At 64.1% G+C, this 23,401-nt stretch carries 10 protein-coding genes; 2 read left to right on the top strand and 8 right to left on the bottom strand.

Annotated features, from left to right (window positions below; genetic code table 11):
- The 5 genes from SM763_RS01750 to SM763_RS01730 form a co-directional block, all read right to left on the bottom strand.
- Positions 1–720 carry a 4'-phosphopantetheinyl transferase family protein gene (locus SM763_RS01750; protein WP_368997247.1) on the bottom strand — a complete coding sequence of 240 codons (720 nt, stop codon included), beginning with the start codon at positions 718–720 and terminating at the stop codon, positions 1–3.
- Positions 717–5,306, bottom strand: a complete 4,590-nt coding sequence (locus SM763_RS01745) for a MupA/Atu3671 family FMN-dependent luciferase-like monooxygenase (protein ID WP_368997245.1) — start codon at positions 5,304–5,306, stop codon at positions 717–719. The genes SM763_RS01750 and SM763_RS01745 overlap by 4 nt, the downstream gene beginning before the upstream one ends.
- Complete coding sequence (locus SM763_RS01740) at positions 5,303–6,334, bottom strand: glycosyltransferase family 2 protein (protein ID WP_368997243.1); 1,032 nt, start codon at positions 6,332–6,334, stop codon at positions 5,303–5,305. Before SM763_RS01740 ends, SM763_RS01745 begins: the two co-directional genes overlap by 4 nt.
- 6 nt (positions 6,335–6,340) lie before the next feature.
- Entirely contained in the window at positions 6,341–12,862 is a 6,522-nt protein-coding gene (locus SM763_RS01735; RefSeq protein WP_368997241.1) for a type I polyketide synthase, read from the bottom strand.
- A gap of 356 nt (positions 12,863–13,218) precedes the next feature.
- Positions 13,219–14,682, bottom strand: coding sequence for a hypothetical protein (locus tag SM763_RS01730; RefSeq protein WP_274832057.1), 1,464 nt, complete (start codon positions 14,680–14,682; stop codon positions 13,219–13,221).
- A gap of 257 nt (positions 14,683–14,939) precedes the next feature.
- On the opposite strand from SM763_RS01730, the gene SM763_RS01725 reads away from it, so the two are divergent.
- A complete protein-coding gene (locus tag SM763_RS01725) occupies positions 14,940–15,692 on the top strand; it encodes a WecB/TagA/CpsF family glycosyltransferase (RefSeq protein WP_368997240.1) in 753 nt (250 codons plus the stop codon).
- On the opposite strand, the gene SM763_RS01720 is transcribed toward SM763_RS01725, so the two are convergent.
- Positions 15,689–16,756: a glycosyltransferase family 2 protein gene (locus SM763_RS01720; RefSeq protein WP_368997238.1), complete on the bottom strand. Its 1,068-nt coding sequence runs from the start codon at positions 16,754–16,756 to the stop codon at positions 15,689–15,691. The two genes, SM763_RS01725 and SM763_RS01720, sit on opposite strands and share 4 nt — an antisense overlap.
- 182 nt (positions 16,757–16,938) lie before the next feature.
- Between SM763_RS01720 and SM763_RS01715 the strand changes: the two genes are divergently transcribed.
- Positions 16,939–17,907 carry a glucokinase gene (locus SM763_RS01715; protein WP_368997236.1) on the top strand — a complete coding sequence of 323 codons (969 nt, stop codon included), beginning with the start codon at positions 16,939–16,941 and terminating at the stop codon, positions 17,905–17,907.
- A gap of 54 nt (positions 17,908–17,961) precedes the next feature.
- On the opposite strand, the gene SM763_RS01710 is transcribed toward SM763_RS01715, so the two are convergent.
- Positions 17,962–21,444, bottom strand: coding sequence for a translocation/assembly module TamB domain-containing protein (locus tag SM763_RS01710; protein WP_368997234.1), 3,483 nt, complete (start codon positions 21,442–21,444; stop codon positions 17,962–17,964).
- Positions 21,441–23,252: an autotransporter assembly complex protein TamA gene (locus SM763_RS01705; RefSeq protein ID WP_368997233.1), complete on the bottom strand. Its 1,812-nt coding sequence runs from the start codon at positions 23,250–23,252 to the stop codon at positions 21,441–21,443. Before SM763_RS01705 ends, SM763_RS01710 begins: the two co-directional genes overlap by 4 nt.
- Positions 23,253–23,401 lie beyond the last annotated feature (149 nt).

Genomic DNA, 23,401 nt, shown 5'->3' with positions numbered 1-23,401 from the left:
TCACGCCTCCAGGCTTGCTGCGGTGAAAATGATACCTTCCCCGATGACATAGGCGCCGTTGATCCGGGCGCCAGTGCGAAACGGCGGGCGGTCGGCGGTGAAGGCGGCTACGAAACGTCCGCGCCGGACCGTTTCACCCGCGTCTTCTGGTTCGATCTCCAATTCCATGCCGTCAAAGCCGAAAAACTGTTCACTGACAGTATACTGGCACTTATAGGCGGCTTCCTTAGCGGAGAAGATCAGCTTGGCCATCTGGCCGGGGTTGTCCTGCGAGGTCAGCCAATCCTGTTCGCGGGCAGAGCAGATCGCGGGCCGCAGGTCGTCTTTCAGCGGGGTGTCTTCCTCGACGTCGATGCCAATGGCCCGCCGGGTCTGTGTTGAGGTCACGGCGGCAAGGGCGCAGCTGTGGGTATGGGTGATCGATCCGGTCAACCCTTTGGGCCAGATGGGCGCGCGGGATTTGGCAATCACGATGGGGCATGGCGCCCGGCCAAGATCCTGCATCGCCCGGTGCGCAGCCGCCCGTCCGGCGGCAAATTCGCGGCGGCGTTTATCCACGGCGCTGGGCGACAGGCAGGCGCGCTCTTGCGGGAAGGGATCGGGCAACGCCCCCAGCGGGTTGGCCGCCCCCAGCGATATGCCAGCGCCAAAAAGCGGCAGGACCAGAGCCAGCCGCGCATCGGTTGTCTGATCAAGGGGGGCGGGGCTGTCAGTTATCATCCGGTCCGGGCTTTGCGGCTGGCGCGCATCGCCCGCCGTTTCGACATGGTTTCCGATTTGGCCGCCTCGGCTGCGGCGGCCTGTTCTGCACCCGCGGGATCATCCGGCGATTCCGCGCCGCCTGCAAGCCCTTCGATATGGGCGGCAAGACCGGCGAGCGTCGGGAAGCGGAAGATGTCGGTGATCGACAGTTTCGGCACCTCAAGTGCCGTGCGGATGTCCCGGTGCGCCTGCACCGCCAGCAGGGAATGACCGCCAAGAACAAAGAAATTGTCCTGCGCGCCAATCCCATCGAGACCAAGAATCTGCCCCCAGATCGCGGCGATCTTGCCCTGCGCGCCGCCCTTGGGCGGGGTCGCTGCGGTGGGTGCGGCAACCCGCGCCGGTTTTGGAACCGGCAGCGCCTTGCGGTCGATCTTCTTGTTGGGGGTCAGTGGAAACGCATCCAGCGTCACGATATGCGATGGTACCATCACCTCGGCCAGCCGGGCCGAAAGCGCCTGTTTCAACGCAGCCTCCTGCACCGGAGCAGAGGTGGTAATATAGCCGGTCAGTTGTTCTCCCGCGCCGATCTTGCGCGGCATGACAACCGCGCCGGTGACGCCGGGCTGGACGGCCAGCGCCGCTTCAATCTCTCCAAGTTCAATACGTTGGCCGCGGATCTTCACCTGATGGTCGGTCCGTCCCAGGAAATCGAGCCGCCCATCCGCGCGCCAGCGCACCAGATCGCCGGTGCGATACATCAACCCGCCGCCAAAGGGATCGGGGACAAACCGCTCCGCTGTCAGTTCGGGCCGTTGCCAGTAACCTGCGGTCACCCCGTGTCCGGCGATGAACAACTCCCCCGGCGCCCCGATGGGCTGCGGCGCGCCCGCAGCATCCAGCACGTAAACTTGGGTATTGGCGATGGGCCCGCCGATATCGGCAACGCCTGCCGGGACGCCATCAAGGGTCTGCATGGTCGACCAGATGGTAGTTTCGGTCGGCCCGTACATGTTGTGGATCTGCCCGGGTCCAGCCTCGCGCAGATCACCGGCTAGATCGGCGGGCAGCGCTTCGCCACCGACGAGAAGATGCTTAAGGTGCGGCAGCACCATGCGGGCCTCATCGTTCTGCACCATCATGCGCGCCATGGAGGGCGTACATTGCATATGGCTGATGTCATGGCGCAGGATCTGCGCCGCAAGTGAAAAGTCGTCCGCGGCCAGTTCTTGCGGGGCGTTGGACAGGCGCAGCACCTCGGCCAGAGGTTTCAGCCCCTCGAGCACCACCTCGGGCGCGATGCCATAATCGATCAGACATGCCACCTCATCCACGCCGATGCGTTTCAATTGCTCCACGCGGGCAACGCCATCCTGCACGGTGCCGAACAGGCCTGAGTCCTCGAAATAGCGTTCGAAGGCAAAGTCGAGGATCGCATCCAGTTCTTCCTCGGACAGGATGCCAAGATCCATTTCAAAGGGATTATTGACACCTTTGGGTTTCTTAAAGGCGGGGAAGGCCCAGGCGTATTGCTTGATCAGACCCGCGGCAGAGCGCAGGTAATCCTTCATCGGTTCGCGCGCGGTCTGACGGGCATCCTCGCGGCTGTCGGCCAGATAGGTGTGCAGCATCAGCGTCACGGTGAACTCCGCCGGATCATGCCCGGCGCCGCGCAGGGCGTCGTGGTAGATGCGGATCTTGCCCGCGACCTCATCAATGCTTTGCCCCAGAAGGTGGGTCAGGACATTGGCGCCGATCTCGCCTGCCTCGCGCCAGGTGTCGGGGTTGCCAGCCGTAGTGACCCAGACCGGCAGTTCGCTGGACACAGGGCGAGGCTGTGTGAGCACCGCATGGGTGCCGCCATCCTTGCGCGGGAAGGCGACCTCTTCGCCGCGCCAGAGTTTGCGCACGGTTTCGATGGCTTCGTACATCGCCGGTTTGTTGGCCGGCGGCGTATTCTCGGGGCGCAGGATGAAATCATCCGGTTGCCAGCCTGCGGCAAAGCCGATACCGGCGCGCCCCGCCGTCAGGTTGTCGATCACCGCCCATTCCTCGGCGATGCGGGCGGGATGGTGCAGCGGCGCCACGCAAGAGCCCGAGCGCACACCGATATTCTGCGTCACCGCCGCGACGGCTGCCCCGGTGACCGAGGGGTTCGGGTAGGGGCCGCCAAAGGCGTGAAAGTGCCGCTCGGGCGTCCAGACCGCGTTGAAGCCGTGCTGATCGGCGAATTTCGCGCCCTCCAGCAGCAGGTTGTATTTGCGTGGGCCGGGGCCATCATCATTGCCCCAGTAGAACAGGTTGAAGTCCATCTTGCGGTCCGAGATGGCAATTGGCCCGTTGGATAGCTGCAGGCGGCTTTCATCGCTGGAGAGCACCAGTTTGAAGCCGCGGGCGAGGGTCCAGAACAGCTCCAGCACCGAGATATCAAAGGAGAGGCTGGTCACCGCGAGCCAGGCATCGCCGGGCTGATGGGGAATGCGCGCATCCATGGCGGCAAAGAAATTCGCCACATTGGCGTGGCGCACCATCACCCCCTTGGGCAGGCCGGTAGAGCCGGAGGTATAGATCACATAGGCCAGATCCTGTCCGGTGGCGCCGCCATCAACAGGCGTGTCACTCGGGGCGGGGGCATCCGCGCCATCCAGTACCAGCAGTTGCGCGCTTGAGACGGGCAGGCTGCCTTGCAGGGCGTCTTGTGTCACGATGACATCGGCGCCGCTGTCCTTGATGAAATGGGCAATCCGATCCGCAGGATAGGCGGGGTCGAGCGGCACATAGGCGCCACCTGCCTTCATCACCGCGAGGGCAGCCACCACCAGATCCGGACTGCGGGAGACGTAGACCCCTATATGGCTGCCGGGTTTGACGCCCATGTCCTGTAGTCTGGCCGCGACCCCGTTGGCGCGGGCATTGAGGTCTGCGTAGCTGAGACTCTGATCCTCGAACACCAGAGCGGTGGCCTCGGGTGTGCGGGACACCTGCGCTGCAAATGCGGCGTGGATGGTCTGATCCGGGCCCGTGTCTGCGGCTGTCTGGTTCCAGTCGCTGAGTAACACCCGGCGCTCATCCTCGGGCAGGACCGGCAGATCGGCGAGAGGGCTATCTGCCTGATCCGGGGTGGAAATGGCGCCCAGCAGCAGCTCCAGCCGCGCGGCGAGCAGCTCCGCGGCCTTTGGTGTCAGCTGGGCACCATCCACATGGAGCGCAAGCACCCCATCCGCCCATGACACGGTCGCGACGCAGCCTGGCAGAGCTGCATCCCGTCCCATGGACAAACCAATGCCGGGCTGTGCCTGCGGTGCCAGTTCCGGCGCGCGGGCAATCAAATCCTCGGCAAACCCGCCTGTTGCGCGGGCTTTTTCAATCTCTTTGGCGACGCGGTCCCGCAGATCCCCGAAGGTGTCGTCGCGCTGTCCCTGCACCGGAACCCAGCCAGAGACAAGCCCGGCCAGCGGTGTCATGGTCTCAAGGCTGAGGGCAATATCGGCGACCTCTTCCCCCGCGCCGCGCAGGGCCCAGGTCAGGACTGCGGCGGCGATCTGTGCCTCCGTCAGGCCATCCGGCGTTGCAATGGGACGGCGGGTGAGACCGCTGTCACCGGTCGGTTCTGCAAGGGGAACAGCGACTGGGCGCATCGCAGCCAGCGCGCGGCGCCAATGGCTTTCGCCTTTCTGTGTCTTGGCAAGGGCTTCGGTGATCGCGTGCTTTTCCGCCGCATTCAGGACCGGCAGCGCATCGCCTGGCTTGCACAGATCGACAGGCGCCCGTTTGCGTCCTGCAGGATCGGTCAGACCGCTGAGCCGCACCGCGCCATCGCCGCAGGCCACGGTCAGGCTGTCCTTGCTGACCTCGATCACACTGCCGGGCGCGCCTGCGCCCTCGACCGCCTCTGCGCTGCCGACCAGCAGGATATTCTCGCCAATGGCGCATTTCGCGGAGCAAAGCGGGTTCCAGTAGCCGCCAAAGTCAAGCGCACGCACCAGACGGGTGATCGCCGCCGCCGGGGCGGTGAAATCGATCAGCGCGCCTGCCGCGGGTCGGTCGCTGCGGGCGTAGTAGCTGCGCTGGCTCAGGTCCTGTGGCTGGCGGTTGAGTGTGCCTGCCTCCAGCTGGTCTATCACCGTGCCAAAGCTGTCCATCGCGGCGGCATAGCATTTGGAGTTGAGGCTGAAGGCGGTGTCATCCGTTGCCACATCGAACAGGCGCTGGGCGAGGATATCGCCTTCGTCGATGCCGCCTTCTATCATATGCCAGGTGATGCCATAGCTGTCGGCGCCCTCGATCAACGCCCAGTTCGGCGCGTTGAGGCCGGCGTAACGTGGCAGCGGCCCGTCGTGAAAGTTCACCGCGCCCTTGGCGGCCAGCGTCAGCACCCGGTCGGGAATGACCCGCAGGTTGGCAATGGAGAGCAGCCAGTCAAAGCCTTCGGTCAGCGCATCCGGGCTGGCGTGCACTGGGATTCCGTGTTTTTCGGCCCAGCTGCGAATACCATCATCCTGCGACACGACGGCAGAGATTTGATGCCCGCGCGCCAGCAGCGCATCGCCGCATCCCACCGCGAGGGATTCATTGCCGATGATGACTGAGGAAAATTGGCTCATTTCTGTTCCTCCGGAACATGACTGTGAGGGCGCGTTTCACGTATTGCTGTCTTGGGGCGGATCGCCGACCGCAGCGCGTGGGTCAGCAGGTCGCGCAGGAAATGCGGCGCATCCGCGGCTGGCTTTTTCTGGATCAGTCGCCGCAGCCCATAAAGGCCGCAGCCGAGGACGCGCGCCAAGGTGGCGAGGGCGGCGTAGATCACCCCGTGCGTCTTGACGAAATAGTGCATGCGGGAATCAAACCAGTAGGTCGGTGTGCGGTCCCAGGACTTCATCCCGGTCGAGGCCGAGCCGAGATGCGCCACGGTGCTGGTCGGCACGTAATGCGTGCGCCATCCGGCCTGCGCGGCGCGTTTGCACAGATCCGTTTCCTCGAAATAGAGGAAAAAACTTTCGTCAAAGCCACCGATATCCTCGATCACTTCGCGGCGGATCATCAGGCTGGCGCCGGCGGTCCAGTCGACCTGGGTCTCCTGCTCGGGCATGTCCATTGCCACCACCGCATGGGATAGGAGCCGCGTCACGATACCGGTGCGGGCGGCCATTTCGAACTCTCCCGCGATCGAGGGGAAGCGGAAGGCGGTGCGGTGGGGCGCATCATCCGTGCCATGCACAAAGGATCCGGCGAGGCCAGCACCGGGGCTGGAAAGGAGAAAATCCCGCAGCCGGGAAATCGTCGTGCCCTCTACAAAGGCATCGGAGTTCAGCAGGTAATAGAACCCCGGCGCGCTGCCGTCGGGCAGACCGGCCTCCATGCCGATGTTCATGCCCGCGCCAAAGCCACCGTTGACGGGCGAACGGATCAGCCGCAGTTTGCCGCTGTCCAGCCAGCCCCGGCTGGCAGCGCCTGCTTGCAACTCTTCCCACGAGTTATCGCCCGATCCGTTTTCCACGATCACCACGGCGCCGGACAGATCTTCCATTTCCGCCAGCGCTGCCTCTGCCGCCTGTAGCGTCATCTGCGGGGTGCGGTAGTTCAGGATGATGGTCAGAACGCTGTCGCTTTGGAACTGTGGGGGAGGGGCCATGGACATCTACTCCGCCGCCTGATTGCGCACTTGCCCGGCATGCTCCGGTGCTGGCGCAGTATAGCCAGCCTCGGCCCGGTCCAGCCGCGCTTTGACCTCAGCCGCCAGAACGCTGACGTTTGGTACCAGCACCATGCTGTCGTGGTCACCGGGCACTTCGATCACCTCGATCTCCGGCGCCCAGCGGGTCCAGTCGTTGTCGTCAAAGACATACTCCCGCTCGGCGCTGACCCAATTGCCACCCGAGACCTGCCAGTGCTGGTCCAGTGGCGGACGGAACAGCGACATGGCGCCGTCCCAGGGCTGCAATTCATAGCTGGCAACAGCGGCGCGGAAGCCCATTTCGATCTGCCGGTTGTTAAAGGCAGGCGCAGCGCCTGCATCGTTGCTGCCCTGGCGGCGTTGGCGTTTTGTGATCTCCCAGGCAACGCGGTTGCGCGCCCATTCCGCCAGATAGGACGGTCCCTTGCGGCGCAACTCCTGCAGTTTGATCAGCGCCTTGTCCTGTCGGCTCAACGGTGGGCGCACTGGCAGCGGTGTGTCGAGCAGGACCAGCGCTGCGGTTTCCTCTCCGGCAGCCTTCAGCTGCTGCGCCATTTCATAGGCCGTGATGCCACCTCCCGAGAAACCGCCCAGAAGATAGGGGCCCTGCGGCTGGATCTGCCGCACCTCCTGCAGGTAATCGGCGGCGGCCTCGGCAATGTTGTCGTGTGGCGCGACGTCCCCGATCAACCCGCGCGCCTGAAGGCCGTAGACCGGGCGGTCGCTGCCCAGCATCTGCGCCAGATGCCGCAGGTTCAGCACGTTGCCAAACATGCCGGCCACAAGGAAGAACGGGCGCCGCCCGGTGCCATCTCCGGCGTGAAGCTTGACCAGATGGGTAAAGGGTTCTGGCCCTGCGTCATCGGTAGTGTCCGGGGACTGCGCGCTGCCTTCGGTGGTCACGCCGCCGCCTGTTCGGGCGATAATCCTGGTCGCCAGATCAGCAACGCTTGGGGCTTCGAAGAGGACTGACAGGGGGAACTCGACGCCAAAATCCCGCTTGATCTGGGCAAACAGCCGCACCGCGATCAGGGAATGCCCACCCAAATCAAAGAAGCTGTCGCGGGTGCCGACCTCGTCCACACCCAGAAGGGTCTGGAAATATCCCGCCAGGACCTCCTCAACCGCGTTTTCCGGCGCCACGTAGTCAGTGTCGAGCTGCGGGCGCTCAAAACTTTGGCTGTCCGATGGGGCCTCGGAACTGGTCATCTTGGCCTGTTCGATCAGGGCAGGCAGATCAAGGGCTGAGACCACGACCTGCGACAGGCCGCCGGAGGTTGCTGCGGCAAGGGCGCGCGACAGGGCCTCGCCCCCTTCTTCGGCGCGGATGCCGTTTGCGATATTGTGGTGAAGGCGGCGTTCCTCGGGCGACAGGGGCTGGGCGCTGCCCCCTTTGCCCATGGCAATATCGGTGGCGCTGACATCAGCCGCCGCAGTTGCAGCGGGAGCCAGAGCCTGCGTCATCCGCTGCATGCGAAAGCCTTCGATCTCGACCAGAACCCGCCCTGTATCATCGCATAGCGTCACGTCGAATACGGCGGTCCCTTCGCCAGCCGCGTCGGCGGCTTGCGCGGACAGGCGCATGTGGCTGTGGATTGTCTCGGTCAGTGGCGCATGGATGCGGATTGCCCGGTACGACAGGGGCACCCAAAGGTGGTCAGGGCTATAGCCCGGCGCCAGCGCGATGGCCCAGCCGGTTGCCAGATCCAGCAGACCCGGGTGCAAAAGCGCCCCGTCGGATTTGGCCGCATCGGCCAGTTGCAGTGTCGCGATCCCTTCGCCACTGCCAAAGGCCATGCGCTGCAGCACATGCCAGCGCGGGCCAAAAAGCAGGTTGACCTCCTGCGGGGATTTCAGCCGCGCGCCATCGGTTTCGGTCTGCGACGGGCAGCGGGCGGCAAGAGCGCTGAGGTCAACCGGCGCCGCCGGGCTCTGCGCCTCGGCAAATGTGACCTTGGCCTCGGCATGCAGGGCGTAGCCTTCGCCGCTGGCGGTGTAAAAGGACAGGGCGTAGCCGTCTTCCTCGGCCAAGAGCCGGATCAGCAGATCTGCCGGGCTGTCATCGGCGACCGCCAGCGGGCGCAGGAAGTAAAGGTCGTGCAGTTCAAAGGCTGGGAGCGCGCCATCCTCGGCCATGCCAAGGGCCGTCATCGCCTCTGCAGCCAGTTCGATGTAACCGGTGCCGGGCATCACTGCGGTGCCATCGGCGGTGCGGTGTTCATTCAGCAGCCAATGACGGGCTGCATCCAGTCGGGTGTGGTAGATCCGGTTGCCGCTGCCATCAAATCCTTCGCTGTCCAGCAGGGCCTGTGCGCAGGGTACAGGGTCCGAGGGGCCGTCACTGCCTTGCCGCGCGGCCATCGCTTCGGAAGCCATGCCGGTATCGGCCCAGACGCCCCAATCCACCGCCACGACACGGGTCTTGCCGCCCCGGCGATGCGCCGCCCAGGCGTTGAGGTATTCGTTGGCGGCGATGTAATCCACCTGTCCCGCCGGACCCGTCACCGTCGAGGAAGAGGAGAACAGCACCATCAGATCAAGGCTGCCATCGGGGAACAGGCTGTCCAGTACCCGCAGCCCGCTGACCTTAGGTGCCAGGACCTTGGCGATCTGTTCGTCCGATTTCGCCAGCAATGGCCCGTCATCGATACTGCCCGCGCCATGGATCACCCCGGTGAGGGGGCCAAAGCGGTCCTCGGCGGCCTTCAGAGCGGCGCGCATCTGGCCGGAGTTGCAGACATCGGCGGCCAGCGGCAGCACCGCGCCCTTGCCGATCTCCTCCAGCGCCTCGACCGCGCGGATGCGCGTGGCGGTGCGGTTGGCGGGGCTGTGACTACGCAGATATTGCGCCCATCCGCCGCGCTCTGGCAGGCCCTCGCGCGAAATCAGGATGACATTTGCGGCGTATTCTTCCAGCAGGTGCCGGGCGATTGAGAGGCCAATGCCACCATAGCCACCGGTGATCAGATAGGTTCCGCCTTTTTTGAAGGTGGGCAGCGCGGCAGGCGGCAGTTCGACCGGGCGCCAGTCCAGCTCATAACGTTTTTCACCGCGCCAGGCGGCGGCTGTGCTGGTCGGCTCGGCCAGAAGTTCCTCAAGCAGGCGAGAGGAGATATCTGGCGCCGCCGCGCCCTTGATCCGGGCCAGCAGACCTGTTTCTGCGCGGGGAAGTTCGATGTCCACCGTGGCGCAGGAGAATCCAGGCAATTCGCGTGGGATCACCCGGGCAGGACCGGCGATCATCGCCTTTTCCGGATCCGGCAAAGCCTCGTCCCGCAACTGCGCGGCGCCGGTGGTGAAGACGGTGATGTGCGGCGGCTGGGGCAGATCGGCGCTGCCAAGCTCCTGCGCCAGCGCGGTCAGGGCGTAAAACCCGGTTTCCAGATTGCGGTCAAAAAAGGAGCTGCCGGGGCGGAAGGTCTCGCCGTCGGTCGCTAGCCAGAAATGCGCAATCCGGGTTGGCAGCATCTCGGTTCGGGCCAGATCCGCCAGCAGTGCGGCATAGCCCGCGCGGCCCTGTTCGGGCGCCAAGATGTAAGAGGTCGGCGATAGCTGCGCATAGGTATCCCCGGTGCGCAGCCGCACCACGGCGTGCCCTGCCGCCACCAGCCTGTCCGCCACCTGAGAGGCAAGGCCGATGTCATCTTCGAAGATCAGCCAGCATTGCGGGTCCTGATCCAGTTCGGTGTCCACATCCAGCGCGCAATCGGCAAGGCGCGGGCGCCAGGCCGCACGGTAGCCCCAGTTGTCGATGTCATCGTGGCGGGCGGGCAGGGGAGCCTCATCGACCTGCGTGGCGGTGCCCGGTTCGATGAAATAGCGGCTGCGCTGAAAGGCATAAGTGGGCAGCGGCAGGCGATGGCGCTTTGCCTCGCCCCAGATCTGATCCCAATCGGCGTCATACCCGCAGGCCCAGAGCCGACCTATGACGCCAAAGAAATAGGCATCATCCATCACATCCTGTTCGGGATGGCGCAATGAGCTGAGCGCCTGTCCGGGGGCGACCGCCGGGGCCATTTGCGCCAGCGCGCTGAGCGCCTTGCCCGGGCCGACCTCCAGATAGATGCGGCCCGGCACCTCGGCCAAGCTGTCGATGCAGGCGCCAAATTGCACAGTGCCGCGCAGCTGGCTGACCCAATAGTCGGGGTCGGTGGCCTGCTCTGGCGTCAGTTGGTCGCCGCTGCGGTTGGACATCACCGGGATCTGCGGCGCCGACAGGGTCAGACCGCGCAGGAAGGCGCCGTATTGCTCAAGGATCCCGTCCAGCATCCGCGAATGAGCCGCAATATCGATCTGGATCCGCTGATGGTCTATGTCGCGTGCGCTCAGGTCCTTGGCCAGCCGGTCCAGCGCCGCTTGCGGACCGGAAACGGCTGTCAGGCGCGGCGCGTTGACGCTGGCGATATCGAGATCGTCACCGATCAGTGCCTCCACCTCGGCTAGCGGCAGGGAGACGGACAGCATGCCCCCCGCAGGCACGGTGTCGAAGAGCCGCCCGCGCAAGAGCACCAGATCGATGCAATCCTCGAATGAGATCACCCCTGCCAGACAGGCGGCGGTGTTTTCGCCCATGGAATGGCCGACCAGCGCAGCGGGGCGCACGCCCCAGCTGATCCAGAGCTGCGCCAGCGCGTATTCCACGATCATGATCAGCGGCAGCTGCACCGAGGGCTTTTGCAGGGCTGCATTCGCGGCCTCCTCCTGCCCCTCTTCGGGGAGCCACAGAGCGCGGATGTCATAATCGAGGCTGGCTTGGAGGTGATCAATCCCCCGGTCCATCCAATCGGCAAAGACCGGTTCGGTTTCGTAAAGGTCGCGCGCCATGCCCGCGTATTGTGCACCGCCGCCCGGGAACATGAAGACGACCTCGGGCGCATCGCCCAGATGGTCGTGTGTAAAGACCTTGCGTGGATCGCCAGTCTCCAAAAGATCGGCGGCCTCGCTTGCGGTTTCGGCCACCAGCACCCGACGCTTGGCAAAACCGCGCCGCCCTTCCTTCAGAGTATAGGCCACATCGGCCAGATCCACCTCGGGGTTCTGGCGCAGCCACGCGGCCAGCGCGGCGCTGTTGTCGTCAAGCGCCGCCTTGGACCGGCCCGAGATGCAGAGCACATGGAAGGGGAAATCGCTTTCGTCGGAGGCGCCACGGCCTGGCGCTTCCTCCAAGATGACATGGGCGTTGGTGCCGCCAACCCCCAGCGCGTTCACCGCGGCCCGTCGCGGTCCAGAATTGGACTGCCAGTCGCTGAGAGCGGCGTTGACCTTGAACGGTGAGCCGTCGAAATCAATGGCCGGGTTTGGTGCCTCGTAGCCAAGCGAGGCCGGGATCTGCTGATGTTTCAGCGCCAGCGCGGTCTTGGCCAGCCCAGCGACCCCTGCGGCCGTATCGAGATGGCCGATGTTGGTCTTGACCGAGCCGATGCGGCAAAAGCCGCTTTCCTCGGTGCTGTCGCGGTAGGCTTCTGTGAGGGCGGTGACCTCAATTGGATCACCTAGGTAGGTTCCGGTGCCATGGCATTCCACATAGTCGATGGTCTCAGCCGTCACATCCGCGGCCGCCAGCGCTTTGCGTACGGCAGTGGCCTGTCCTCCGACCGAAGGCGCCAGATAGCCAGCCTTGTCGGCGCCGTCGTTGTTGATAGCGGAGCCCTTGATCACGGCCCAGATATGGTCGCCATCGGCGATGGCATCCTCCAGCCGTCTGAGCGCCACCGCCCCAGCACCAGAGCCGAAGACGGTGCCCTGCGCCCGGTGGTCAAAAGCATGACAATGGCCGTCGGGCGACAGGATCTCGTTTTCCTTGTAAAGGTATCCACGCCCCTGCGGCAGCTCGATGGTGACGCCGCCTGCCAGCGCCATGCCGCACTCCCCTTCGCGCAGCGCCTTGCAGGCGTAGTGCACCGCTACCAGAGAAGTCGAGCAGGCGGTCTGAATGTTGACCGATGGCCCTTTCAGATCAAAGACATGGCTGACGCGGGTCGACAGGAAGTCCTTGTCGTTGCCGGTGTGGCGCAGCAGGAACATGCCAACCTCGTCCACCAGGGCCGGGTTCGAGCAGATGTTGAAATAGAAATAGCTGCCCATACCGCAGCCCGCATAGACACCGATGGGCTCATCCAGGCTTTCGGGCGGGTGGCCGGCATCCTCCATGGCGCCCCAGGCGACCTCAAGGAACTTTCGGTGCTGGGGATCCAGAATGGCGGCTTCCTTGGGGCTGAAGCCAAAGAAATCGGCATCGAATTCGTCATAGCCCTCAAGACGCGCGGCGGCAGGCACATAGTTGGGATCGCTGAGAATAGAGGTGCGTTCACCGGCTTCCAGCAGGCTCGCCTCGTCCAGCACCTCGATGGATTCAATGCCGTCACGCAGGTTGCGCCAGAACGCCGCAGCGGATTCGGCGCCAGGCAGGCAGACGGACAGTCCGACGATGGCGATGTCACCGGAGTAGGCGTCGGCGCGTGTTTGGCTCTCGTCTTTGTTTCCCAACTTAGTCTTCACCTTTTACGCGTCTTACGCATCAACCCTGAACCGAAACCCGCAGCGCCGTGAAAGTGGAACGGGCCGGTCGTCTTTTGTCAATCCCTTCAACCCCTTGTCGCGCCCGGTTAACCTCTGTTCCGAAATAGGAAAAGCCCCCGGGAAAGCGGGTGCAGAGGTATCGTGAACCAAAACGTGGCTGGGCTGAATTCAGTCAAAACCTCGGAAATATGACACCCGAAATCCTGATTGCCCAAGGCCAGAGTGATCGCCATATGCGGCCAAGCTATGAACGGATGGTGACCAATTACGCCGGAAACGCGATAAAAATGAGGCAGCAAGGGCAAAAGCTTGCAAAGCGTTTGTCACAAGACACTGCGTGGCCCCGGAGCCTGTTCCGACGTTCCAATGGCTTGCTGTCGGTCAAACAGGCTGCGCTTACTACGAAATACGTCCGGATTGCGCAGGCGTTCGGCATATCCCAGCACAGAGCCTGCACAAAGCCAGGTGATCGGGATGAGTGTGTCATTCAACAGCATATCGGCCAATGTGGCGGCTAGAATCAGGGCGATCGGTGTTGCATAGGGGGAGAACGCGTGGCCCCGGTGGCGGCGCATTTCCCAAGCGAGCAGAAAAATCGGCAAGGTCAGCATGCCCATTTCGGCAATGTAACCCAGCCAGCCAAATGCGCCGAAAGTGATGATCCAGCGCCCGTCGGGCACAGATATGATCCGGCCGGTTTCCATGTCGCGCACCAGATTGCGCCCCCAGCCCCCCCAGCCGAACCAGGGCTTTTCGGCGGCCCGCTCCAGCATCATCGCCTCGTTGTGGAACCGGTAACCCAGGGACTGTGCCCGCTCGGTGCTGATTGCCTCTGCCTGTGCCAGAATGGCGTCGGTTGGAATAAGACCCTGGTTGCGCAGCATCGGATAGGTCACCGCGATCACCGCAATTACCATCGCCAGACGCATTTGCCAGCGGGCCGGGGCCAGGGCCACAACCGGCACGATGGAAAGCCCGTAGGCAAGCGAAGCCAGGCTCTTGCACAGGTAGAGCACCCCAAAGAGATAGACAGCGGCGAGGGCGAATTTGGTCCGTTCCCGCTCCTGTGCGGCCCGGGCAAGTGCGACAGCTGCAACAATGGAGGAAAAGATGAAGAAGGCCAGCCACAGCGCATGCGGCAGGAACACGATGGGACGAAATCCGCCCTGCCTCATCATCTGGCCGAAATCGTGCTGGAAAAATCCATAGATCCAGATGTTGAGCTGGGGACTCAAGCGGATCTCGAACAGCGACGGAATACTATAGGCCAGACCGGCAAGGCAGAGGGCCAGCAACAGTTCCTTCTGTCCCGCTTCGCAGGACAGATAGCGACGGGCCAGCAAAAACGGCATCAGCACGATGATCTGATTGATGATCACTGATCCCAGATCACGCCAGCGCAGCCCAGGTAGCATATCGGTCAGAAAGACGATCGGGCCGGCCCCTTCAAGCACCTGAAACAGAACGGGATCTTTATTCGTCATGACCGTAGGGATGACGCATAGGACAAACAGGATTGTCAGCGCACGGGCCAGCGGATGGCGCGGCCACAGCGGCACAGGCTTGCGCAACAGCCAGACGCAGAGGCCAAAAGCGACGACCGAAGGGATCGTGAACTTGTCCATGTCCGGCACCAGCGGCAGGTCGAACTCGGCCAGGGGCGGCAGCACAAGATAGCCACCGATGAAACACCACAGGATTGCCCGTTCCAGCGGCAGCCGCAGGAACAGCAGCAGGCTGACCAGCGGCCAGATTAGCAGCATCATATTGGCCAGGGCGTTGGGCATCGGCGTTCGGGACTCTCGATGGTGACGATCACAAACGATCAGTAATGGCCTGTTTTATAGACCTTACCTGTCAAAGTTTACGTAAACTTGCACCTCGTGTCCCGCTGAAATGCGAAATCGGGTAAACGGATGGCAACAATGCCACGTTTACCTATGCGCACCCCTGCCGGACTGGTCCAGACGCGGGCAGACGGGTAATCAGTCCTTTGCAGACTGGATTTATAGGCAGGGTTTGCAGACAGGGATGAGGCGGACTGGTGTATTTCGAGTTTCAAGGCACACGGATTGAGGTCAACATCGCGGACTGGCCCCGGCTGGAGAGTGAAGTCCTGTTGCGGTTTGCAAGCGGCGAAGGCTTTGCTCTTGCTACGGTCAATCTGGATCATCTGGTCAAACTGGAAACAAGTGCCGATTTCCTTGCCGCCTATGCGGCGCAGGATCTGGTTGTTGCCGATGGGCGCCCGGTGGTCTGGCTGTCACAGCTGGCGGGCAGACCGGTTGAGCTGATGCCGGGATCGGACATGGTGCTACCCCTGTGCAGGCTGGCCGCAAAGACTGGGGTGCCGGTGGCGCTGGTCGGTAGCACTGCCGAGGCGCTTTCGGATGCCTCCGCTGCGCTGACAGCCAAGGTGCCGGGACTTGATCTGGCATGGTGCCATGCGCCCTCTGGCGTGTTCGACCCCGCATGCCCCGAGGCGGAAGAGATCCTGCGTAACTTGGATCAAAAGGGAATTCGCCTGTGTTTCCTTGCGCTTGGTGCGCCAAAGCAGGAGCTGCTGGCGGCGCGCGGGCGCGAATTTGCGCCGAGAGTGGGGTTTGCTTCGGTTGGTGCGGGTTTGGATTTTCTCGGCGGGCATCAGCAGCGCGCGCCGCTCTGGATGCGCAAACTGGCGCTGGAATGGCTCTGGCGGGCGCTCAGCAGTCCGGGTCGGATGGTGCCCCGTTATCTGAAATGCTTTGCCATTCTGCCACGTCAAATTAAGCGCGCCCTGCGGATCAGGCGCAGCTAGCCGCCCTCAGCCGAGGCCCGGATGTGTTGACTGTAGTCCTCTGACGCGATCAGAAATCCCTTGTCCTGCAGGGTGGCGATATCCGGTGCCTGCAGCGCCGCCTCCGACCACAGCGACAGATCGGGTTTGCCGGACAGAACTGACAGGCGCAACTGGTCCTCACCATGGGCGATGGCCGCCTCGGCGACGGATTTACGGTCGCGCGCCAGGCTGTCATTGGCGAATTTATAGTGCTTAAGCAGCCCCGTCATCGGCGCCAGTGTCACCCCGGTGGCGGCATGGGGGTGCACGCCTGCCTCAACCCCGGGACCGACAAAGACCAACGGGTGTTTCGTCAGGCAGCAATGCTCTGAAAACACCTTGGCGCGCACGCCGCCAAACAACACTTGCAGTGGCTGCGAACCACCCACGGCGATCCGGTTCTGGTTCAGAAAATAGGAAAGCCCAGTGTCCGGCGCGTCATAGTCATGGGCGGTAATCGCGCTGAGGTCGCACCAGCTGAACTGGCGCAGCACCTCGGGGTAGGTCATGTCCGCGACCTCGGCCAAAGGCGCTTTGGGGAACATTTCCAGCATCTGCGCCATCATGGCGGTATATCCGCGCGCGGACATGTAGCGCGTCAGCCCCTGAAGCCCGACCTCGGCGCGCCCTTCGAAATCAAAGATCTCGTCCATATCCACGATCAGGCACCAGCGGTTTTGCGCATAGCGCTGCGCGGCATAGCTGCGGAACATGTTCTCGAACTGGCCCCAGGGCAGGCGCGATTGCAGGATGGCGGTGCCCGGTCTTTCGCGGATCCGCGCAATCGTGTCATCCTCCGAGCCGTTGTCGAAGAACACGAAATGGCGGATGCCAAGGCTGCTGTAGTGATCGAAAAACGCGTCGAGGTAATAACTCCCGTCACGCACAAGGGCGATCAGGGTGACCTCATCCGGGGCTGCAAAGACGCCGCGCGGCCCGTGCAAGTGACGCAGCGAGGACAGGAACCGCATCCGCCGATAGGTTCGGCCGAGCCGTTTGCGCAGCCGTACAGAGACGGAGCTTGGTTCGGCACTGTCCTTCATTTGCATCTGTTTCCTTCAGCTTAGGTGCGGCCAACCTAAGGCGAGGGCCGTATCTGCGGCAAGATGTGTTTGCCGATCCCGGCACGGGCAATGGTTGCGCCAACATTTGCATTTTGCTATTCGATGCGGCAGCTTAAAATAACAGCACCCGACAACCGGGGCGCCCGAGGAGGCTGACAGGAATGGCATCGGATCTGACCGTATTGGTGGGGGATGTTGGGGGCAGTAATACGCGGCTGGCTCTTGCGGGGCCGGAAATCGGCGTGACAGGGCTCAAACATTTCCCGAACGACAGCTATTCCAGCCTGGATGAAGTTCTGGCCGCCTATTGCGCGCAGCCGGATCTGCCGCCCTTGCAGGGCTGCTGCCTTGCTGTGGCAGGGCCGGTCTACGGTGGGACCTATCGGCTGACCAATCGTGACTGGCACGGTACTGCGGCAGGACTTGCTGAAAGACTACCGCTGGAAACCGGTGGCCGGGTCGATGTGGTCAATGACCTTGCTGCCCTTGGGCACGCGCTGCCGGTGCTGATCCCCGGACAGCTGTCCTCGCTGCGCGCTGGGCGCCAGCAAGGAGAGCAGGCACTGGTGGCCGGTGTCGGCACCGGCTTCAATGTCTCGCTTTCGGCCGGTGGAAACACAATCGAGGCGGAACTGGGTCACGCCAGCCTGCCGGATCCGCTGGCGCAGGAGTTGGCACGTCTTCTGGGGCGTAGTCCGGAGGAATTTCCCAGCGTGGAAGAGCTGTTTTCCGGTCGCGGACTCGTGCGGCTGCACCGCGCCCTTGGCGGCGATCCCTCCGAAGGCGGGGCAGAGATCGTTGCCGCCTTTCAGGATGGCGAAGAACACGTCGCGCAGCGCAGCATGCCTGCTTGGGCGCGGCTGCTTGGGCTGTTGGCCCGCGAACTGGTGCCTGCCTATATGCCGGGTCAGGGGATCTTCTTTGCCGGTAGCGTCGCCCGCGGGGTGCTTGGCACCGGTGCGCGCGGTGATTTTCTGGCGGCCTTTGCCGAACCGGGGGGCAAACTTGCCGCGCAATGCGCAACCACGCCCCTGTGGCTGATCACCGATGATGCTGCTGGCGTCAGCGGCACCGCCCGCTATGCCATCGAAGCAGCGCAGCGCCGGAGTGCCGCACCCGTTCGAGCGTAATTGGTCGGCTACCAACGCGGAGCGGAGAGTGTTGCCGGGCGCGGCGCCTGCCTGTCAGTAATCACGTTTGAAAAACAGGCCCAGACCGGATTCGCCTTCACTGTCGACCTTGCCGCTCACCGTCAGGCTTTTGGACAGGTCAAGATTGATGCTCAGCTCGCTATCGCCGCGGGTGTTCACATCCACATCGGTATAGACGTTCTCGGAGATATAACCGCCCAAACCCAGTCGCCCGGCGCCAAGGCTGTCCAGGCCGACTTCGGCATCATCCGCGCCGGTGCTTTGGCGCAGAGTGTCCTGAGTTTGCCCGCCCCGACCGCTCAGCTGCAGGGCCGAGGCCGCCAGCCGGGCCAGTGCCAGCGGCGACAGATCCTTGATGTTATCCCCAAAGAGCAGCAACGCCAGGGCTTCTTCGCTGGGGCGGGGCGGCTCGGAGGTGACCTTGATTTCCGGTGCATCGATCAGGCCCGAAATCTCCAGCGTTGCACTGCCCTGTTCCGTCTGCGCCGAGGAGCGGAATTCAAGATAAGGAACCAAGTTGCCCAGCAGGGTGATCTGCCCTTCGTCCAGATCCAGACGCCGCCCCAGAATGTCGAAGGTGCCGCGGATCAGGCCGATTTGCCCGGCGGGTGAGATCCGCGCTGTGCTGCCCCGCAGGTGAATGCGTCCGCCCAGTTCGGCGCGCAGGCCGCGCCCACGGGCAAAGATCTTGCCCGGAGCATCGATCACCACGTCCAGCGCCATGTTCGAACGTCCCGCGCTGCCACCCGTGCTTTGCGCCGATGTGATCAGCCCGGCGCGGGCGCGGGTGGCATTCACGGCGCCAGAGGCCCCGATATGAGAGATCGGCGGGATCGGCGCCGCAGTGACCGAACCGCCAGTGGCGTTGAGGTTGATATTGGTTTCACCCACGTCGATGCGCCCGGACAGGCGGCTGTTGCCGGTGAGCGCGCCGGTGAGGGCCAGCCGCCCGTTCAACTGGCTGTCATAGCTCAGATGATCGCTCATCAGCAGATCGAGGATCTCAATGCTGAGGTCTGCATTGAACGGCGCCGCCAGAGCCACCGGCCCGGAGACGCGCAGGCTGCCGCTGTCGCCGGGGCTGGCTGAAAGTTGTAGCAAGGCGCGCGCCTGCTGCAGGGACACGGTGGCGTTGATATCATCCACGCGCTGTCCCGCCGACGGCAGGGCCAGCGTTGCCCCAGACGTGGTGATCGTGCCCGTAATGCTTTCGAGTGCGGGCGGGCCTTTCATGGCCAGATCGAAGCGGGCGGCGCCCTTGGCAAGGTTGGGCTTGATGAAGGGGTTCGCCCCCTCCAGACGCAGCTGACCGGTGGCGGCGATATCGGCCGCGCCGCTGGCCTCGCTAAAGGTGCCGGAGAGATCGGCGCGGGCCTCTGCAGGGGCTGTGGCACTGGCATTGATGCTCCAGACCCCGTCTTTGCGCTGCGCCTCGCCCTTGGCGGCCAGGACGCCCGGCAATTCCGGCACGAACCGCTGTAATTCGTTGAGCGCCGCATCAAATGTCAGATCGGCGCTGCCATCCAGCTGCACGGACCCTTCCAGATCCGCACGCGAGGAATGCGGTCCCTTGAGCCGTGCCTGGCCCGACAGGATGTCGCCATCGCGGGTCAGGTCCGCCGCAAGTTCCAGCGTTCCGGGCACCTCTGGCACCAGCTGTTCCAGCTCCAGCAGGCGGGCGGTGAGGGAGAGCCGTCCGGCGGCGCTGTCCAGACTGCCGCTGGCAGTGGCAGACAGGGCGCGGCTATCTAGGTTGAAATCGTCAATCCGCAATCCGTCTGCGCCGCGCGCGGCTACAAGTTTCAGCGTGGTAGGACCGGTCATCAGCGTATCCAGCTGGGCGATATCCGCGCTCAGGTCCTGCGCCTGCAGGTTCAGATCCACGTCAAAGGCGCCGGAAAGAGGCGTGAACTGCCCGGTGAACAATGCCTGCACCGCGCCGCCCAGCGGGCGGCCCGCCAGCGCAGAGAACCGTGACAGGTCGCTAGCACCTGCACTGAGGTCAGCCGCCACCCGGAGACCGCTATCGAGGCCGGAAAAAGTGGCGTCGCCTGCGGCGCGGTAGTCGGAGCCGCTCAGCGTCAGGCCGGTCAGCGACAGCGCATCCGGCCCGTCTGTGGTGAGAGTGGTGACAAGCTCCAGTTCGCTACCGGTTGCCTGTGCCAGCGCCGGATCGCGCGGCGCGAAATCGCGCAGGGCCAGACGTAGATCTCCGACAAGACCTGCCGGGCCGGTGTCATCTGCTGCGCTCTTGAGGGTGCCGGAGCCGTCAAGGCGCAGTTCCCCAAGGCGCATCTGCGGATGGCTGAGCTGGTTCACCGTTCCGGCGACGCTCCATGCGCCATCGGTGGTCTTGCGCGCGGTGAGATCTGCCCCGGCAAGGGTCGTTGCCGCGCCGGGGACGGGCAGGACGACGGCGGCTTCTCCTGACGGGGGCTGGATTTGGACCTTCAGGTTGGCGGTATCAAGGTTGCCGGTGGCGCCGGTGGCAAGCGCGCCGGTCACGCGCAGGGCGCGGGTGCTGAGCGCGAGCGTATCAAGCGCGACACCGCCTTCTGCCACGGTTTGGCCACGTGTCACCAGTCGCAGGCCCGGGCCAAAGAAGGGGCGGTAGTCGGGCAAGAGAAGCGGGTCGATATCGCCGCCCAGATCAGCCGAGAAGGCGATCCCGCTGGGGCTTTCATCCGGTTCGCTCTCGGCATCCTGCAGCGCAGCCAGAACGACCTGACCCGAAAGGCGTTCCTGTCCGTTACTGCTGAGCGCGATATCCGCTTTGAAATCAGTGACCGGGCCACTGCCCTTTGCGGTGAGGCCAAGGGTCGGGCGACCGGGAAGTGCCAGGACGGTGGAGAGCAAACCGCCTGCGGCCTCGGTCAGGGACAGGTCCAGATCAATTTGGCGGGTCTGATCGGAATAGCCCGCCACCAGCGACAGCCGGTCGCCGGGCTTGTCCAGCCGCGCCGTTTCCAGCCGGGTCTGCAGCGCGCCATCGGCCAGGCTCAGTGTCCCCGTGACGGAGAGGCTGGCGGATTGGCCAAGCAGGTCTTCGCCCAGATCCACGCGGCCTGCGCGGATCTCGCCCAGTTCAATCGCGACGGGCAATTCGGGCAGGCGGAGTGGGGTGGCTTCCGGGGTGGGCAGCTCCGGGTCTGCGGGCACCGGTGTCGGGCTGCGAACCACGGTGATGCTCTCGGCGCTGAGGCTGTTGACCGAAAACCGCCCCTGCAGAAGGGCCAGCCGGTTCCAGTCCAGTTTTGCCTCTTCGATGGTGAGCCAGATGCCATCATCATCCGCGACGGTCAGCCGTTCGATCGTGGCTTGTGAGGACAGGGCACCAGTGAGGCCGGTCACGGTGATATAGCGACTGTCGGCAGACAGGGTGTCTTCGAGTAACCCCACCAGCATGCCGCCGCTGTCGCTTTCTGTTTCCTGAGCGCCGGAGGGGCCGACAGCAGCGGTGAGCGACAGGGCCGCAGCCAGGCAGCTGCCGCGCGTGAGGGTGCGGGTACTGGTCAAAACGCCTGTCCTATGCCGATGTAGAGTTGTGGCCCATCGTCGCTGCCGCCGGTCACGGGATAGGCGAGGTCAACCCGGATCGAGCCGATGCCCGACACGTTGTAGCGCAGGCCCAGCCCGGCGCCCGAGTGGCTGGCCGAGTCCGACGACACGAAGCTATCCGCATCGACGTAGGCATGGTCGTAAAAGCCGACGAGTGAGATTTTCTCTGTGATGCGGCCGCGCAGTTCCGCTGACAGGGCCAGATAGCCCCGGCCGCCTGCGGTCTTGCCTGCGACGGGCACGCCAAGGGATTGATATTCATGCCCGCGCACCGACCCGCCACCGCCGGAGAAGAACAGCAGCGTCGGAGAGACCCCACTGTGCGATGGACCAATGACCGAGCCGAGCTGCGCCCGCCCGGCCAGCACGATCCGGTCATCGGCGCCAAACCCATGATAGGTCCGGGCATCCAGCGTGATCTGCGCACCGGGATCGCTGCCATCGACACCAAAGAAAGGCGTAAAGCGGCCACTCAGGAAGCGGCCACGGGTAGGATCCACCGTGCTATCGCGTCCGTCATATTCGGCGCGCAGGCTGGCGAAAGCATATTTGAAACGCCGTTTGCCAAAGGCGTCCGTGGCGAGGATGGAATCGAAGCCGACGGTTGCTTCGGCGAAGAGCGTGTCGGAAAACACCCGCCGAACCCCGATGCCGCCCATGCCATGGGTGGCGGTGAAATGCTCCTGATCCAGACGCTCGGCTTCGGCCAGGTAGAAAATATTGTCATCGGGGCCGAGCGTGGCAGGCCTGTCCAGACGCACAGCGACGCGCCCGTCGATATCGCTGCTGCCGCCGATGCCGCTGACGCGGGCCTCGAAGCGTAGTTTTTCGGCAGCGCCGAACAGGTTGCGGTGCATCCAGCTGGTGGTGAGCGTCACCCCCTCGGTGGTGCTCAGCTCGGCGCCGAAGGTCAGCCTGCGGGGCGGCATGTCTTCCAGCGTTACGTTCAGATCAAGCGTGCCATCGGTGTTGGCGCGCTCGGCCTCTTGCAGCGAGACCGAGGAGAAGGCCCCGGTGCGGCGAAGGCGCGTCGCGGATTTCGACATCAGATCGGGGTGATAGACTGCGCCTTGCGGGAAACCCGCGATCTTGCGGATGGCGTCTTCGCGGACGGCGCTGGGGCTGAGAATCGTGGTCTTGCCGAACCGCAGCTGCGGACCGGGCTGCAGCCGCAGTCGCGCTTTCAGCGTGGCGCTGCGATGGTCGGCGGTGATGTCCTGCCCGCCAAGGGCGACCTTGGCATGCCCCTGTCGCCGCCAGGCGCGGATCCCGGCATTGGCTGCATCGCGGATGGCACCGGTGCTGGCGGGGGCGCCGCTGGTGAACTCGTCCGGCAGCTCCACATCGCTGGTCTTGGGCCAGGGACGAACCTCGGCCGCACCAAAGGTGAATCTGCGCCCCGGTTTGACCGAAATCTCGATCAGGTCGATGCGGCTGGGCGGTGTTACGGGATCAATCGCCGCTGCCTCGCGCCCATCAAGGCGAATATTCACCACCGGCGCGAAATAGCCCGCATCATACAGAACCTGCACCATGGTGCGGTAATCCGACAGCGCTGCCGCCAGAAGATCCTGAACGTCGCTCTGATTTCTTGTGGCCAGAACCGCAGAGGCGCCTTGCAGACGCGCGGTCAGATCATCCGGCGCACCGGGAGCGACCAGCAGGGTTTCGGCGGCCTCAGCAGGAGCGGACAGCAGGCAGCCGCAGACCAGCAGGCCCGACGCCAAACGCCGCAAGGCAAAGCGTGATTTCGGTTTTGAGTACATCAAGGCTCCGGGCAGCGGCAGGGGGCGGGCGTGCCCCCCTGTCGGCGGAAAACCTAGCACAGCAACAGCCGAGGTAAAGCCGGGATAGGTATCATCGCAGGAGCGGATCGGGCAGGTGGCGGATTGGTGCGCACATAGACATGCCGCCC

The sequence above is a fragment of the Pseudophaeobacter sp. C1-32P7 genome (assembly GCF_041008775.1).
In the GTDB taxonomy this organism is placed as follows: Bacteria; Pseudomonadota; Alphaproteobacteria; order Rhodobacterales; family Rhodobacteraceae; genus Phycobacter; species Phycobacter gallaeciensis_A.
Note: the sequence above shows the minus strand (reverse complement) of the source record. Positions and strands in the feature narration are given on the sequence as shown.